This is a genomic window from Pseudomonas sp. IT-P395 (assembly GCF_949767675.1).
Classification (GTDB): Bacteria; Pseudomonadota; Gammaproteobacteria; order Pseudomonadales; family Pseudomonadaceae; genus Aquipseudomonas.
The window spans coordinates 44,629-60,385 of sequence record NZ_CATKPW010000016.1 but is presented as its reverse complement, the minus strand read 5'-3'; the positions used below and the strand labels follow the sequence as shown (position 1 = coordinate 60,385).

Annotated in this window: 17 protein-coding genes and 1 tRNA gene; 12 read left to right on the top strand and 6 right to left on the bottom strand. The window is 59.8% G+C overall.

Translation table 11 applies throughout. The features are described from left to right. Positions 1–3 precede the first annotated feature (3 nt). The 8 genes from phrB to ACM6IN_RS14205 are packed head-to-tail and all read left to right on the top strand — an operon-like array spanning position 4 to position 6,794. Complete coding sequence (gene phrB / locus ACM6IN_RS14240; protein WP_414916237.1) at positions 4–1,449, top strand: deoxyribodipyrimidine photo-lyase; 1,446 nt, start codon at positions 4–6, stop codon at positions 1,447–1,449. Next, positions 1,442–1,864 carry a nuclear transport factor 2 family protein gene (locus tag ACM6IN_RS14235; RefSeq protein ID WP_414916236.1) on the top strand — a complete coding sequence of 141 codons (423 nt, stop codon included), beginning with the start codon at positions 1,442–1,444 and terminating at the stop codon, positions 1,862–1,864. The genes phrB and ACM6IN_RS14235 overlap by 8 nt, the downstream gene beginning before the upstream one ends. After that, the gene (locus tag ACM6IN_RS14230) at positions 1,861–2,643 is read left to right on the top strand and encodes an SDR family NAD(P)-dependent oxidoreductase (RefSeq protein WP_007912854.1); all 783 of its coding nucleotides are present in this window, start codon (positions 1,861–1,863) and stop codon (positions 2,641–2,643) included. The genes ACM6IN_RS14235 and ACM6IN_RS14230 overlap by 4 nt, the downstream gene beginning before the upstream one ends. Further along, complete coding sequence (locus tag ACM6IN_RS14225) at positions 2,640–3,887, top strand: NAD(P)/FAD-dependent oxidoreductase (protein ID WP_414916235.1); 1,248 nt, start codon at positions 2,640–2,642, stop codon at positions 3,885–3,887. Before ACM6IN_RS14230 ends, ACM6IN_RS14225 begins: the two co-directional genes overlap by 4 nt. Then, on the top strand, positions 3,884–4,699 hold the full coding sequence (locus tag ACM6IN_RS14220; protein ID WP_414893573.1) for a DUF1365 domain-containing protein: 816 nt from the start codon (positions 3,884–3,886) through the stop codon (positions 4,697–4,699). Before ACM6IN_RS14225 ends, ACM6IN_RS14220 begins: the two co-directional genes overlap by 4 nt. After that, positions 4,686–5,951, top strand: coding sequence for a class I SAM-dependent methyltransferase (locus tag ACM6IN_RS14215; RefSeq protein ID WP_414893572.1), 1,266 nt, complete (start codon positions 4,686–4,688; stop codon positions 5,949–5,951). The genes ACM6IN_RS14220 and ACM6IN_RS14215 overlap by 14 nt, the downstream gene beginning before the upstream one ends. Continuing rightward, a complete protein-coding gene (locus tag ACM6IN_RS14210) occupies positions 5,944–6,435 on the top strand; it encodes a DUF2878 domain-containing protein (RefSeq protein ID WP_007912864.1) in 492 nt (163 codons plus the stop codon). Before ACM6IN_RS14215 ends, ACM6IN_RS14210 begins: the two co-directional genes overlap by 8 nt. Before the next feature lie 53 nt (positions 6,436–6,488). Then, the gene (locus tag ACM6IN_RS14205) at positions 6,489–6,794 is read left to right on the top strand and encodes a YkgJ family cysteine cluster protein (protein ID WP_007912865.1); all 306 of its coding nucleotides are present in this window, start codon (positions 6,489–6,491) and stop codon (positions 6,792–6,794) included. Between the two features lie 95 nt (positions 6,795–6,889). Here ACM6IN_RS14205 and ACM6IN_RS14200 read toward each other — a convergent pair whose 3' ends face one another. The 6 genes from ACM6IN_RS14200 to hemA all read right to left on the bottom strand — a co-directional run bounded on the left by ACM6IN_RS14200 (position 6,890) and on the right by hemA (position 12,250). After that, on the bottom strand, positions 6,890–7,408 hold the full coding sequence (locus tag ACM6IN_RS14200; protein ID WP_095114379.1) for an acyloxyacyl hydrolase: 519 nt from the start codon (positions 7,406–7,408) through the stop codon (positions 6,890–6,892). 112 nt (positions 7,409–7,520) lie between these two features. Continuing rightward, a complete protein-coding gene (murI, locus tag ACM6IN_RS14195) occupies positions 7,521–8,312 on the bottom strand; it encodes a glutamate racemase (protein ID WP_414916234.1) in 792 nt (263 codons plus the stop codon). Beyond that, positions 8,305–9,060, bottom strand: a complete 756-nt coding sequence (locus tag ACM6IN_RS14190) for a molybdopterin-synthase adenylyltransferase MoeB (RefSeq protein ID WP_007912884.1) — start codon at positions 9,058–9,060, stop codon at positions 8,305–8,307. Before ACM6IN_RS14190 ends, murI begins: the two co-directional genes overlap by 8 nt. Next, a complete protein-coding gene (gene prmC / locus ACM6IN_RS14185) occupies positions 9,054–9,884 on the bottom strand; it encodes a peptide chain release factor N(5)-glutamine methyltransferase (RefSeq protein WP_007912886.1) in 831 nt (276 codons plus the stop codon). Before prmC ends, ACM6IN_RS14190 begins: the two co-directional genes overlap by 7 nt. Then, entirely contained in the window at positions 9,885–10,967 is a 1,083-nt protein-coding gene (gene prfA / locus ACM6IN_RS14180) for a peptide chain release factor 1 (RefSeq protein ID WP_095114376.1), read from the bottom strand. Then, a complete protein-coding gene (gene hemA / locus ACM6IN_RS14175; protein ID WP_414916233.1) occupies positions 10,964–12,250 on the bottom strand; it encodes a glutamyl-tRNA reductase in 1,287 nt (428 codons plus the stop codon). The genes prfA and hemA overlap by 4 nt, the downstream gene beginning before the upstream one ends. 182 nt (positions 12,251–12,432) lie before the next feature. On the opposite strand from hemA, the gene ACM6IN_RS14170 reads away from it, so the two are divergent. The 4 genes from ACM6IN_RS14170 (at position 12,433) to ACM6IN_RS14155 (ending at position 15,744) form a co-directional block, all read left to right on the top strand. Continuing rightward, the gene (locus ACM6IN_RS14170) at positions 12,433–14,157 is read left to right on the top strand and encodes a tetratricopeptide repeat protein (RefSeq protein ID WP_414916232.1); all 1,725 of its coding nucleotides are present in this window, start codon (positions 12,433–12,435) and stop codon (positions 14,155–14,157) included. A 3-nt stretch (positions 14,158–14,160) separates the two neighbouring features. Next, complete coding sequence (lolB, locus tag ACM6IN_RS14165) at positions 14,161–14,778, top strand: lipoprotein insertase outer membrane protein LolB (RefSeq protein WP_007912895.1); 618 nt, start codon at positions 14,161–14,163, stop codon at positions 14,776–14,778. A 3-nt stretch (positions 14,779–14,781) separates the two neighbouring features. Beyond that, on the top strand, positions 14,782–15,633 hold the full coding sequence (gene ispE / locus ACM6IN_RS14160; protein WP_414916231.1) for a 4-(cytidine 5'-diphospho)-2-C-methyl-D-erythritol kinase: 852 nt from the start codon (positions 14,782–14,784) through the stop codon (positions 15,631–15,633). Between the two features lie 36 nt (positions 15,634–15,669). Continuing rightward, a tRNA-Gln gene (locus ACM6IN_RS14155) sits at positions 15,670–15,744 on the top strand. Positions 15,745–15,757: the final 13 nt, after the last annotated feature.

The window sequence follows — 15,757 nt, the reverse complement described above, 5'->3', positions numbered from 1 at the left end:
GACATGCAATTGATCTGGCTGCGCAGCGACTTGCGCCAACATGACAACACCGCCCTCGCGGCCGCCGCAGCGCGCGGCCCGACGGTCGCCGTGTACCTGTTGAGCCCGCAGCAGTGGCTGGAACATGACGATGCGCCGTGCAAGGTCGACTTCTGGTTGCGCAACCTGCGTGAGCTGAGCGCAAGCCTTGGCAAACTCAACATCCCATTGCTGATTCGCACCGCAACCCATTGGGATCAAGCCCCGGCAGAACTGCTCAAACTCTGCCGGCAACTGAAGATAGCGGCGGTTCACGCCAATGAAGAATATGGCGTTCATGAAAGCCGTCGCGATGCAGCGGTAGGCGAAACACTAAAGGCCGAGGGCATCACCTTTCACAGCTATCTCGACCAGTTGCTGTTCAAACCTGGCAGCGTGCTGACCAAGACCGAGAGTTACTTCAAGGTGTTCAGCCAGTTCCGCAAAGTCTGTTACGAACGCCTGCATCGCTCGATGCCGGCGCTGGTCAAGGCCCCCGGCAAACAGGAAAAACTTGAGGTCAGCAGCGATCCGATTCCCGACTCGGTTAAGGGCTTCTCGACGCCGAGCCAGACCTTGCGCGATCTATGGCCCGCCGGCGAAAACGAAGCCCGGCGCCGTCTCGACACCTTCACCGACGCGCAGATCGACTACTACCAGAGCGAACGCGACTTCCCGGCCAAACCGGGCACTAGTCAGCTCTCGGCGTATCTCGCGGCCGGCGTGATTTCGCCGCGCCAATGCCTGCACGCCGCCCTGCAAAGTAATCAGGGCGAGTTCGAGAGCGGCAAGGTCGGTGCGGTCACCTGGATCAACGAGTTGCTGTGGCGTGAGTTCTACAAACACATTCTGGTCGGCTATCCACGGGTCTCTCGGCACCGTGCATTTCGCCCGGAAACCGAGGCGTTGGCCTGGCGTGATGCGCCGGACGATCTTGCCGCATGGCAAGAAGCGCGCACCGGTCTGCCGATCATCGACGCGGCCATGCGCCAATTGCTCGAAACCGGCTGGATGCACAATCGCCTGCGCATGATCGTGGCAATGTTCCTGACCAAAAACCTGCTGATCGACTGGCGCGAAGGCGAACGCTTTTTCATGCGCCACTTGATTGATGGCGATCTGGCGGCGAACAACGGTGGCTGGCAATGGAGTTCGTCGACGGGCACCGATTCGGCGCCGTACTTCCGCATCTTCAATCCGCTGAGCCAATCGGAAAAATTCGACAGCGAAGGCCTGTTCATCAAGCACTGGCTACCAGAACTGGCCGGCCTCAACAAAAAAGAAGTGCACAACCCGGCCAACCTCGGCGGCTTGTTCGGCGCCGCCGACTACCCGTCGCCGATCGTCAACCTCAGCACCTCGCGGCAACGGGCGCTGGCAGCCTTCAAGAATCTGCCTTCGCGTACGTCTTCAGGAGGTGATGATGAGTGAATTCCTGCGCCGCTTCGCCCGGCAATTTTCAGCGTTGAACAAAGACAACCTGCAAAGCCTGGGCGAGCTGTACAGCGATGACATTCAGTTCACCGACCCGCTGCATGAGGTGCAGGGTCTGGCGCAGTTACGCGACTATTTCGGCGAGTTATACGCCAACGTCAGCGAACTGCGTTTCGACTTTCATGGTTTCGACCAGATCAGCGACTGCGAAGGCTATTTGCGCTGGGTCATGAGCTATCGCCATCCGCGCCTGGCGAATGGCCGCGTGATTCGTGTCAGCGGCTGCTCGCATCTGCTCTGGCGTGACAAGGTTTATCGCCACCGGGATTATTTCGATGCCGGGGCGCTGCTGTATGAACACTTGCCAGTATTGGGCCGGGTCATTGCCTGGCTGAAAAGGAGAATGGGATGAGTCGTACACCTCCACGGCGTTATTGGTTGACCGGGGCCAGCAGTGGCATCGGCGCTGCGCTGGCTGAAGAGATCCTGAAAACCGGTGCGCACCTGGCAGTCAGTTCCCGTCAGGTTGCTCCGCTCAAGGTCTTGTCGCAACGCTATCCGGGGCAGGTTCTGGTCGTGCCGGGAGATCTGACCAACAGCCAGACTGTGCGCGAAATCGGTGAGCAGATCGCCGAGGACTGGGGTTCGCTGGACTCGGTGATTCTCAACGCCGGCACCTGCGAATACGTGGACGCCAAGCAGTTCGACTCATCGATCATCGAACATGTGGTGCGCACCAACCTGCTCGCCAGCAGTTATTGCATCGAGGCCGCACTGCCGCTGCTGCGCAAAGGCACTGCGCCGCACCTGGTCGGCGTCGCCAGTTCGGTGACCTATCTGCCGCTGCCACGGGCCGAAGCCTACGGTGCCTCGAAGGCCGGTTTGCGTTACCTGTTCGAGTCGTTGCGCATCGATCTGGCCGACGAAGGCATTGAAGTCACCGTGGTCAGCCCCGGTTTTGTCGAAACACCGCTGACCGCCAAAAACGATTTCCCCATGCCGTTGAGCTGGCCTGTGGATAAAGCCGCGCGGCACATCTTCGCCAAGCTCAAGGATCGGCCGCTGGAGATCGCCTTTCCGGCGCTGTTCATGGCCGCGCTGTGGCCGCTGTCGAAACTGCCGGCACGGGTACAACTGGCGATCGGCAAGCGCATGGTGCGCAAGTCGCCTCCACTGACGGATCCGACATGAAAATCGCCATCGTCGGCAGCGGCATCGCCGGGCTTACCTGCGCTTACCTGCTCAATCGCCGCCATGACGTCACGGTGTTCGAGGCGGGCGACTGGGTCGGTGGCCACACGCACACCGTGGACGTTACGGTCGCTGGACGGCAGTACGCCGTGGACACCGGTTTCATCGTCTTCAACGACTGGACCTACCCGAATTTCATCCGACTGCTCGGCCAGCTCGGCGTGGCGTTCAAGCCGACGGAAATGAGCTTCTCGGTGACCGACCCGGACACCGGTCTGGAGTACAACGGCAACAACCTCAACAGCCTGTTCGCCCAGCGCAGCAATCTGTTGTCGCCGGGGTTCTGGGGCATGTTGCGCGATATTCTGCGCTTCAATAAAGAAGCCCAGCGCGACCTCGTCGAACTGCGCATCGCCGCCGACACCACCCTCGACGACTACCTCAAGGCCGGCGGTTACGGCGAACGTTTCATCCTGCATTACATCGTGCCGATGGGCTCGGCGATCTGGTCGATGCCGATGGCGGAAATGCTCAACTTTCCGCTGCAGTTTTTTGTACGCTTTTTCAAAAACCATGGCCTGTTATCGGTCAGTGATCGTCCGCAGTGGCAAGTCATCGAAGGCGGTTCCAGCGCCTATATCGCGCCGCTGACGGCAGCGTTCAAAGACAGGATTCGGCTCAATTGCCCGGTCACTCGGGTTGATCGCGATGTGCATGGCGTAGTTACCCACAGCCCGGCAGGCCTTGAGCATTTCGATCGGGTGGTGTTCGCCTGCCACAGCGACCAGGCGCTGAAACTGCTGGCAGTCCCCAGCGATGCCGAACGCGCGATCCTCGGTGCCCTGCCCTACGCCGACAATGAAGTGGTGCTGCACACCGATACGCGTTTGCTGCCGACGCGCAAACTGGCCTGGGCCAGCTGGAATTATCGGCTCAGCGGCGCCGGTCACACCCACGCCGCCGTCACCTATGACATGAACATTCTGCAGGGCATTCAGAGCGACACCACTTTTTGCGTCAGCCTCAATCAGAGTGCCGGCATCAGCCCGGACAAAGTGCTCGCCCGCTACACCTACGCCCACCCACAGTTCAGCCTCGCAGCAGCGGCCGCACAGCAACGCTGGGGCGAACTTGATGGCGCGCAACACACGCATTATTGCGGCGCCTACTGGGCCAATGGTTTTCATGAGGACGGTGTTGTCAGCGCCTTGCGCGTGGCCGCCGCGTTCGGGGAAACCTTATGAACAGCGCCCTCTACAGCGGCTGGATCGGTCATCGGCGCTTCTCGCCGCGCCGCCATGAGTTCCGCTACCGGATCGGTTTGCTCTACCTCGACCTCAGCGAACAGGACGCGGTGCTTGCACTGTCGCCGCTGGCCGGACGCAGTCGCTTTGCGCCCTTCTCGTTTCGCGAGACGGACTATCTCAAGGCATTCACTGGCCGAGGCATACGCCTGATCGATGCCGTGCGTCAGCAGGTCGGCATCGCCATCGGCCACGAACCGCAAGGCTCGATTTGCCTGCTGACCCAGGCGCGCAGTTGGGGATTGTCGTTCAATCCGGTGAGTTTCTTTTACTGCCATGAAGCCGACGGGCAACTGGCGGCGATTGTCTGTGAAGTCACCAACACGCCGTGGCGCGAGCGTTATCACTATGTGCTGCCGGCGCGTGCGCCCGCCAATCTGCAGGATTTTCACCAGCACTTCGCCGTGGCCAAGGCCTTTCACGTTTCGCCGTTTTTGCCGCGCGATCTCGAATACCGCATGAGCTTCAGCCCCGCTGCGCAGAACCTCGGCGTGCACATGGCCGACTGGCAAGGCGAGCACAAACTGTTCGACGCCACGCTCAATCTGCAACGCGAAAGTCTCGATCGTCGCAGCCTGCACCGCTACTTGCGGCGGTTTCCGTGGATGACCGCAAAAACTGCCTTGGCGATTTACTGGCAAGCGCTGCGACTGCTGCTCAAACGCGCACCGATCTTTGCTCATCAGACTGCCGACGGCAGCTTTCAAACCGCCACTGTGCCTCCCAAGGAGCAGCGCCATGAAATCCTCTAGTCTGTCGGTCAGTCGGTTCAGCCCCAACGGTTTGACCGGATCGCTGCTGCGCCGTGGCGTGTTGCGCCAATTGGCTCAACTCAAACACGGGCAATTGCTGGTGGTCGAGGACGGCGAACGGCTGATGTTCGGTACGCCGGGCAGTGCGTTGCTGGGGGAAATCCATGTGACGGATGCGGCCGTCTGGGGCATGGTCGCCGGCAATGGTTCGATTGGTGCCGGCGAGGCGTTTATCCACGGCTATTGGAGTTCGCCGGATCTGACAGCGGTGGTGCGCGTATTCGTCAGCAATCTCGACGTGCTCGACGCCATGGAGGGTGGCCTGGCCCGCCTCGGCCGGCCGTTGGTGCAAGGCCTGCACTGGCTCAACCGCAACACGCGCAAGGGCTCGCAAAAGAACATCGCCGCGCACTACGACCTCGGCAACGATCTGTTCGAGCAATTTCTTGATCCGACCATGATGTATTCGGCGGCGCAGTTCCTTACGCCCGAAGACAGTCTGGAGCAGGCGCAGTTGAACAAACTGGAGCGGATCTGCCAGAAGCTTGCGCTCAAACCCGATGATCATTTGCTGGAGATCGGCACCGGTTGGGGCAGCATGGCGCTTTACGCCGCCCAGAATTACGGTTGCCGGGTCACCACCACGACGCTGTCGAAAGAGCAGTACGCGTTTACCGCGCAACGCATCGAACAACTGGGCTTGCAGGATCAGGTCACGCTGCTGCTCAAGGACTATCGCGACCTGACCGGCGAATACGACAAACTGGTGTCGATCGAAATGATCGAAGCGGTCGGTCACCGCTTCCTGCCGACCTATTTCAAACAATGCGCGCACCTGCTCAAGAGCAACGGTCTGATGCTGATCCAGGCGATCACCATCCGCGAGCAGCGCTATGAACAGGCCAAGCGCGGCGTCGATTTCATCCAGCGTTACATCTTCCCCGGCGGCGCCCTGCCCTGCGTGCAGAAAATGCTCGAAGTGGTCAGCCGCGACACCGACATGAACCTGTTGCACATGGAAGATTTCGGCCTGCACTACGCCCGCACCCTGCGCCTGTGGCACGAGAACTTCCGCCGCGCCCATGGCCGTTTGAGCGAGTTGGGTTACGACGATTATTTCCTGCGGCTGTGGGAGTTTTACCTGTGTTACTGCGAGGGCGGCTTCCTCGAACGCACCATCGGCACTGCGCAGTTGCTGCTGGCCAAACCGGCGGCGATGACCGCGCCGCTGCTCGGACGCTTCGATGCTTGAGCGTGTCGCCAATGCCGTGCTGTTCCAGATCGGCTGGCTGACCTGCGTGCTCGGCGGCAACAGTTTGTGGTTGCTACTGGCGTTGGCGGTGCTGGTGATTCATCTGCGCTGGATCAGCAGTTGGGCGGCTGAGGGTCGCCTGGTGTTGAGCGTGGTGATTGTCGGCACGGCGGTGGACAGCGTTTTGCGCGCGCTGGGTGTATTCGAGTTTCAGGATCTGTCGCCGCTGATTCCGTTGTGGCTGATGCTGCTCTGGGCGTTGCTCGCGACCACGTTGCGTCACTGCCTGGCCTGGAGCGCGCGGCCGTGGTGGCTGGCGAGTTCGCTGGGGGCCGTCGGTGGCGCAATGTCGTACTACGCCGGCGGGCGGCTAGCCGGCGTGCAATTTCCCTATGGTGAACTGCCGACACTGATCGGTATCGGCCTGCTCTGGGCGCTGCTGTTTCCGCTGTTGCATACGATGGCGCGGCGACTGACGCACTGAGCGTCTGTCAGACCTTTCACACGCATGCCGGCCACTGCCTTACACTGCCGGCCATGAAGACCATTCCCCACCAACAAATCACGGAACCGGCGGTCACTTGTTCGACCTGCGCGGCGTGCTGTTGCCAGCTCGAAGTGATGCTGATCACCGACACTGGCGTGCCTGATCGCTTTATCGATACCGATGAGTGGGGCGGCGAAGTGATGCTGCGTCTGGACGACGGCTGGTGCGCGGCGCTGGATCGCGACAGCATGATGTGCACGATCTATGAGAAACGCCCGTTGATCTGCCGCGAATTCGAGATGGGCGCGCCCGAGTGCATTGAAGAGCGCAAAGGCATCACCACGGCTTACCGGTGATCCCAAAAACAAAAGATCGCAGCCTTCGGCAGCTCCTACATGGGAATGTGTTTCACCTGTAGGAGCTGCCGAAGGCTGCGATCTTTTGATCGTGCTTACAACGGCATCGTGTAATGCAGCGAGTAACTTTCTACGCCGTCGTTGTCACTGGCCAAGCCAGCGTTGGAATAGTGCGTCGCACGAATCCCGACTTCATGCCCGCCATTGAAACGCAGACCAAAACCGAAGCGGTCTTCAAACTGGAAAGAACCGCCGAGGTTGTTGGATTCGTACTTGGTATTGGAGAACGCCGCGACGCCGATCCCCGCTTCCACATACGGTTTGACCGATTGACCGGCGAACTCGTAAACAAATACCGGCGAGAACGACAGGCTGTTGTTACTGGAAGTCTTGTCACCTTCCCAGTAGGTGTACGCCCCGCTCCAGTAACCGGTCAGGCGACCGACGTCACTTTGCAGCCAGCTCTTGTCCCAGTCGAAATTCATGCCCAGGCGGTACGTCATGGTCGAGTCGCTGGTGGCCCCCACCGCGAACTCAACACCTGCCGCTTGCGCAGTAATACTTTGCCCCATCAGTGCGGCCGCAATCGCGGCCAAGCAGAATAGTCGCTTCACGTTGAAACTTCCTTTTCCGGAACGATCGTTTGGTTTTCTAGGTAACTCTTCGCTATAGAAGCTAGCGCCTACTCAGAAGTTCAGCTGAAGTTTTAGTTATTTCACAATTTTTTTACAAGCTGAAGTTTTGCACTTCGCCAGCACTTTGCCCCAGTAGCGGCAGGATGTTTTTGAAGTACGCAGGATCGGCGCTGGTCCAGAATCTGACCGGCTGGTTCGGGCCGCCAGCGAGCAAATCGCGCTCCGCCAAAAGCCGCTGAAGTTGCCGTGCTACAGCCGCGCCAGTATCGATCAGACTTATGTCCGCTGGGATCATCGACTTGAGCATCGGCTTGAGAAAGGGATAGTGGGTGCAGCCCAAAATGATCGTGTCGCAACCGCTGACCAACAGTGGCTCGACATACCCTTGCAGCAACTGGCGCAACTCGGCGCTGTGCAGATCGCCGCTTTCAATCAGCTCGACCAGGCCGGGGCATGGCTGGGTAATCACGCGAACGTCGGTGGCAAAGCGATCAAGCAGCGCGGCGAACTTGGCGCTCTGCAACGTGCCAGTGGTGGCGAGCACGCCGACCACACCGCTGCGGGTCGCGGCAGCGGCAGGTTTGACCGCAGGCTCCATACCGACAATCGGCCAGTCGGGAAAATCACGTCGTAAATCGGCAACGCCTGCGACCGTCGCGGTATTGCAGGCCAGCACCAACGCCTTGGCGCCCTGCTCACGGAAAAACCCGGCCATCACGCTGCAGCGCTGACGGATGAATTCAGGGGTTTTCTCACCGTAGGGAATGTGCCCGCAATCGGCGACATAGAGCAGTGATTCATTGGGCAGCAAACGCTGGATTTCCGCCAGCACCGACAAGCCGCCGACGCCGGAGTCGAACACGCCGATCGGCGCTTCACGCATGGCGCGAACCACAGACACTGCAACCCGGATCGCGCTTGACGCGCAACTCACGGAAACGCGAACCAAGGGCATCGATCAGCAACAAGCGGCCCACCAGCGGCTCACCGAAACCGACCAGAACCTTCAAGGCCTCAAGCGCTTGCAGGCTGCCGACCAGCCCCACCAAAGGCCCGACCACACCGGCCTCACTGCAAGTCAGTTCGGCTTCACTGCCATGCCCGTATAAACAGTGGTAGCACGGGCTCTCGGCGCGACGCGGGTCGAACACCGACAATTGCCCTTCCAGCCGAATCGCCGCGCCGCTGACCAACGGTTTACACGCGGCCACGCACGCCGCGTTGACTGCCTCGCGCGTGGAAAAATTATCGGAACAGTCGAGCACCAGATCCACCGCCGCCACGGCTGCGGCGAGAGAATCCTCATCCAGCGCCTGACGGTGAGCGATCAGTTGGATCTCAGGATTGATCGCGCCCAGACGCTTGAGCGCCGAGTCGACCTTGCTCATGCCGACGCTGTCGGTGTCATGGATGATCTGGCGTTGCAGGTTGGTCAGATCGACCGTGTCGAAATCCGCCAGATGCAATTCACCGACACCCGCCGCTGCCAGATACAAGGCAACCGGTGCACCGAGACCGCCAAGGCCGACGATCAGCACGCGACTGTCCTTGAGCTTCAGTTGCCCATCGATGTCGATGTGTTGCAGCAGAATCTGCCGGCTGTAGCGCAGCAATTCCTGATCATTCAGCACGGCAGGCGCCCCAGACTGATGCGTTGATGACCGCCCAGATCGGTGCGGCTGTGGACTTCTTCGAAACCACGCGTCAGCAACAAATCGCGTACGGCTTCGGCTTGATCATAGCCATGTTCGAGCATCAGCCAGCCACCTGCTTGCAGATGATCCGGGGCTTGCGCAACGATCAGACGCAGATCGTCGAGACCGTCTTCACCGGCCACCAGCGCACTCGCCGGCTCGAAGCGCACATCGCCTTCGACCAGATGCGGATCGGCCGCAGCGATGTACGGCGGGTTGCTGATGATCAACTGGAAACGCTGACCTTCCAGCGCGCTGAACCAATGGCTGCTCAGCACGGTGGCGTTGTTCAAATGCAGGCGCTGGCGATTGCGTTCGGCGAGAGCCACGGCTTCGAGTACGCGATCTACGGCGGTGACTTTCCATGCCGGGCGCTCGCTGGCCAGGGCCAATGCGATTGCGCCGCTGCCGGTGCCGAGGTCGAGCACTTTGGCCGGGGTCGCGGGCAGCAATTCCAGCGCCGCTTCCACTAGCAATTCAGTGTCCGGACGCGGGATCAGCGTGTGCGGCGCGACTTCAAGATCGAGTTTCCAGAAGCCCTGCTGCCCGAGAATATAAGCCACCGGTTCACCGCTACGGCGGCGTTGCAGGTATTCAGCAAAGGTTAGCGCCGCTTCACTGGGTACGATGCGTTCGGGCCAGGTGTGCAGAAAGCTGCGTGATTTGCCCAGTGCCGCCGCGAGAAGCAACTCGGCGTCCAGACGCGCGGTGGGCGAGTCCGGCAATTCGGCAGCGCGCAACAGGCTGGCAATGATGGTCATTTATTCACCTATCGCAGCGAGTTGGTCAGCCTGATATTCGGCCAACAACGGCTCGATCACCGCTTCAACGCCACCGGCGAGGATTTCATCCAGCGAGTACAGGGTCAGGTTGACGCGATGGTCGGTAACCCGGCCCTGAGCAAAGTTGTAGGTGCGAATCCGCTCGGAACGGTCACCGGAACCCACCAGCAATTTACGCTCGCTGGCAATCGCATTGGCCGCCGCGGCGGTTTGCTGGTCGTTGAGTTTGGCCGACAGCCAAGCCATCGCCCGGGCACGGTTCTTGTGCTGGGAACGTTCTTCCTGACACTCGACGACGGTGCCGGTCGGTATGTGGGTGATGCGGATCGCCGAGTCGGTGGTGTTGACGTGCTGACCACCGGCCCCGGAGGAGCGGTAAGTGTCGACGCGCAAATCCGCCGGGTTGATCTCGATGGCTTCGCGCTCGTCCGGCTCGGGCAATACCGCCACGGTGCAGGCCGAGGTGTGGATACGGCCCTGGGATTCGGTGGCGGGTACACGCTGTACACGGTGCGCGCCGGATTCGAATTTCAGCTTGCCGTAAACGTTGTCGCCTTCAATGCGCGCGATGACTTCTTTATAACCGCCGTGTTCGCCTTCGTTTGCCGAAAGGATCTCGACACGCCAGCCACGCCGTTCGGCGTAACGCGAGTACATGCGGAACAGGTCGCCGGAGAAGATCGCCGCCTCGTCGCCACCGGTGCCGGCGCGAATTTCGAGATAGACGTTGCGGCCGTCATTCGGATCCTTGGGCAGCAACATGCGTTGCAGATCGCCTTCCAGGGTAATCAGCAATTCCTTGGCTTCACGGACTTCTTCCACGGCCATTTCACGCATGTCCGGGTCGCTGTCCTTGAGCAGCGCCTGGGCGCCTTCAAGATCGCTTTGTACGCTGAGCAGCTTTTTATAGGTTTGCACGACCGGCTCGAGTTCGGCGTATTCCTTGGAATAGGCGCGGAATTTGGTCTGATCGGCAATGACTTCGCCGTCGCCGAGCAGCGCGGTCAGTTCCTCGAAACGGTCCTGGAGGATGTCCAGCTTATTGAGCAGTGACGCTTTCATTGCGATTTTTTATCCGAAAAGCTATCCGGTGAGCCCTCAAGGGCAAAGAGTTCCTGGGCCATGGCCAGCGCATCGAGGCGGCCTTCGGCAGAAAGCTTTTTCAATTGCACGCTGGGCGCGTGCAACAGTTTATTGGTCAGGCCACGGGCCAATTGTCCGAGCACGTCTTCAGCGTTGCCGCCGTTGGCCAGCAGACGCAGGGCTTTTTGCAGCTCTTCGTCGCGCAGGCGTTCGCTCTGTTGGCGATAGGCCTTGAGCACATCGACCGCCGCCAGTTCGCGCAGGCGCACCATGAAATCATCGGCGCCGACCGAAACCATCTCTTCCGCGGCCTGGGCTGCGCCCTGACGACTCTTGAGGTTCTCGGCGACCACTTCGTGGAGATCGTCGACGCTGTAGAGGTAAACGTCGCCCAACTCGCCGACTTCCGGCTCGATATCCCGGGGAACGGCGATGTCGACCATGAAGATCGGCTTGTGCTTGCGCAGCTTCAGCGCGCTTTCCACCGCGCCCTTGCCGAGAATCGGCAACTGACTGGCGGTCGAACTGATCACGATATCGCTGCGCACCAGTTCTGCCGGGATGTCCGAGAGCAACACCGCGTGAGCGCCGAACTGTTCAGCCAACAGACTGGCGCGTTCCAGCGTGCGGTTGGCGACGACGATGCGCTTGACCCCCAGCTCGTGCAAATGGCGGGCGACCAAAGTAATGGTCTCGCCGGCGCCGATCAGCAAAGCCTGACTACGCTGCAAATCGCTGAAAATCTGTTTCGCCAGGCTGACCGCAGCAAATGCCACCGATACCGGGTTTTCACCGATCGCCGTGTCGGTGCGCACCTGTTTGGCGGCATTGAACGTGGCTTGAAACAGTCGTCCCAGCAGCGGACCAATGGTGCCGGCCTCGCGGGCCACGGCGTAGGCCGATTTCATCTGGCCGAGAATTTGCGGTTCGCCGAGCACCAGCGAGTCGAGCCCGGAGGCGACGCGCATCATGTGACGAACTGCCGCATCATCTTCATGCACATAAGCACTCGCGCGCAGCTCATCAAGGCTTAAATGGTGATAGTCGGCCAGCCAGCGCAGCACGATATCGGCAGAAAGCTGATCCTGTTCTATATAAAGCTCACTGCGATTGCAGGTCGAGAGGATCGCAGCTTCGCGGCTGTCGGTCAGTCGGCAGAGCTGCTGCAAGGCTTCCACCAGCTGCTCAGGGGTAAAGGCCACGCGCTCGCGGACGTCTACTGAAGCAGTCTTGTGGTTGATACCGAGTGCAAGGAAGGCCATTCAAGGTCGCTGATGGTGACGTGAAGCCGGCAATTGTCCACCTTCGAAAGATTCAGAACAACTACCGCTGACTATTGTCCCAATCGTCAGCCCCTATAATGGGCACAATTGAGTCTCGGTTATGTTTGGCCGAAGGCTTGTGTCATGATGATCCGACCGCAGGTTAGTCGTCCTCTTCCTATATGAATAGATCTTCCGCGTTGCTCCTCGCTTTTGTCTTCCTCAGCGGCTGCCAGGCCTTGGCTCCCGTTTCGCCGGACGGTACGCCGTCGGTTGAAGACACCACGCCCGCGCCTGAAAAGCCCAAGGTTTACAGCTCGTTCAGCGAGGAAACCGTTTTCAGTCTGTTGAGCGCCGAACTCGCCGGCCAGCGCAATCGTTTCGACATTGCCCTGGACAACTACGTGACCCAGGCCATCAACACCCAGGATCCGGGCGTCTCCGAGCGCGCATTCCGTATCGCCGAATATCTCGGCGCCGATCAACCGGCCCTTGATACCGCGCAGATCTGGGCGAAAAACGCCCCAGACGACCTCGAAGCGCAACGCGCCGCTGCCGTGCAACTGGCGCGCGCCGGGCGTTACGACGACTCGATGGTCTATATGGAGAAAGTCCTGCAGGGCAAGGGCGATACCCATTTCGACTTCCTCGCGCTGTCGGCAGCGGATACCGATCAGGAAACCCGCAACGGCCTGATGAAAAGTTTTGACCGTTTGTTGCAGCGTCATCCGAACAACAGCCAGCTGATTTTCGGCAAGGCCCTGTTGTTGCAACAGGATGGCGACAACAAAGCGGCACTGGCATTGCTTGAAGACCATCCGCCGGAAGAAGGCGAGATTGCGCCGATTCTGCTGCGCGCACGTCTGCTGCAATTGCTCAACCGTGGCGACGAAGCCCTGCCTCTGCTGCAAAAAAGCATCAAGAAGTACCCGGACGACAAACGCTTGCGCCTGACTTACGCACGCATGCTGGTTGAACAGGACCGGATGGACGACGCCAAGGCCGAGTTTTCCAGCCTTGTTCAGCAATATCCTGAAGACGACGAACTGCGTTATTCGCTGGCACTTGTATGCCTGGAAGCCAAGGCCTGGGATGAGGCCAAGGGTTACCTGGAAGACTTGATCGCCCGGGAAAGCCACGTCGATTCGGCGCACCTGAACCTCGGTCGCATCGCCGAAGAACGCAACGACCCGCAAGGCGCGCTCATCGAGTACGCCCAGGTCGGCCCGGGCAACGATTATCTGCCGGCGCAATTGCGTCAGGCCGATATCCTGATGAACAACGGCAAAACCGCTGAAGCGCAAAGCAAACTCGCCGCTCAGCGCGACGAACAACCGGACTACGCGATTCAGTTGTACCTGATCGAATCGGAAACCCTGTCGGCCAACAAACAGGACGACAAGGCCTGGAAAGTCTTGCAGCAAGCCTTGCTGCAATACCCGGACGATCTGAATCTGCTCTATACCCGGGCCATGCTCGCGGAAAAACGCAATGATCTGGCACAGATGGAAAAAGACCTGCGCCTGATCATCAAGCGTGATCCGGACAACGCCATGGCCCTTAACGCGCTGGGCTATACCCTGTCCGACCGCACCACTCGCTACGCTGAAGCCAAAGCGCTGATCGAGCAGGCACACCAGATCAATCCGGAAGACCCGGCCGTACTCGACAGCCTCGGCTGGGTGAATTACCGCCTGGGCAACCTGGATGACGCCGAGAAATATCTGCGTCAGGCGCTGGAGCGTTTCCCTGATCACGAAGTCGCCGCACACCTGGGCGAAGTGTTGTGGACCAAGGGCAACCAGCGTGAAGCCAAACAAATCTGGGGCAAATTCCTCAAGGATCAGCCCGACAGTACCATTCTGCGCAGCACCATCAAGCGCCTGACCGGATCCGAGACTCTTTAACTCATGTTTTTGCGCCACGTTATTGTTTTCAGCTTCATCGCCCTGCTCGCTGGCTGCTCGGGTTTTGGCACTCGCGAATCGGTCGAGGGCCACGGCAGTCCGGCTCAATGGGCCGCGAACAAACAACAACTGACCGGCCTCGATGGCTGGCAGATCGATGGCAAGATCGGCATCCGCGCACCGAAAGATTCCGGTAGCGGCACGCTGTTCTGGCTGCAACGTCAGGACTATTACGACATCCGTCTGTCCGGCCCGCTGGGTCGTGGCGCCGCGCGCCTGACCGGGCGGCCGGGCAAAGTGTCGCTGGAAGTCGCCAATCAGGGTCGCTACGACTCCGAGTCGCCGGAAGCGCTGCTCGAAGAACAGCTCGGCTGGAAACTGCCGGTGTCGAATCTGGCCTGGTGGGTGCGTGGCCTGCCGGCGCCGAACAGCAAAAGCCGCCTGAACCTGGATGCGGACAGTCGTCTGGCCAACCTGGAACAGGATGGCTGGAAAGTCGAATACACCGCCTACACCGAACAAAACGGTTACTGGTTGCCCGAGCGCATCAAGCTGCACGGCACCGACCTCGACGTCACGCTGGTGATCAAGACCTGGCAACCGCGCAAGTTGGGGCAATAACGCATGACCGCTGCACGCCTGACCCTGCCCTCGCCGGCCAAACTCAACCTGATGCTGCACATTCTCGGTCGTCGTGAAGACGGTTATCACGAGTTGCAGACTTTGTTTCAGTTTGTCGATTACGGCGATGAAATCACTTTTGCCGTGCGTGATGACGGCGTGATTCAACTGCACACCGAATTCGTCGGCGTGCCGCATGACAGCAACCTGATCGTGCGCGCGGCAAAAATGCTGCAGCAACAGTCCGGCTGTTCACTCGGCATCGATATCTGGATCGATAAAGTCCTGCCTATGGGTGGCGGCATTGGTGGTGGCAGCTCGAACGCGGCGACCACTTTGCTCGGTCTGAATCATTTGTGGCAGCTGGGTTGGGACGAAGATCGCCTGGCTACTCTGGGCCTGACGCTGGGTGCCGACGTGCCGGTTTTCGTCCGTGGCCATGCGGCGTTTGCCGAGGGCGTGGGCGAGAAACTCACCCCGGTGGATCCCGAAGAACCGTGGTATCTGGTGCTCGTGCCGCAAGTCTCTGTTAGTACGGCAGAAATTTTTTCCGATCCTTTGTTGACACGTAACACGCCGCCCATTAAAGTGCGCCCCGTTCCCGAGGGAAACAGTCGAAATGACTGCTTGTCGGTGGTTGCAAGGCGTTATCCAGAAGTACGTAACGCATTGGATTTGTTAGGTAAATTTACCGAAGCAAAACTCACCGGAACTGGAAGTTGTGTGTTTGGGGGCTTCCCAAGCAAAGCTGAAGCTGATAAAGTCTCGGCCCTTCTGACAGAGACCCTTACAGGGTTTGTAGCCAAAGGCAGCAACGTTTCGATGTTGCACCGAAAACTGCAAAGTCTGCTCTAAAGGAACCAGGTGCTCGGCACTTGATGCAACAGATACAGGGGCGTCGCCAAGCGGTAAGGCAGCAGGTTTTGATCCTGCCATGCGTTGGTTCGAATCCAGCCGCCCCTGCCATTTTCTATACTCA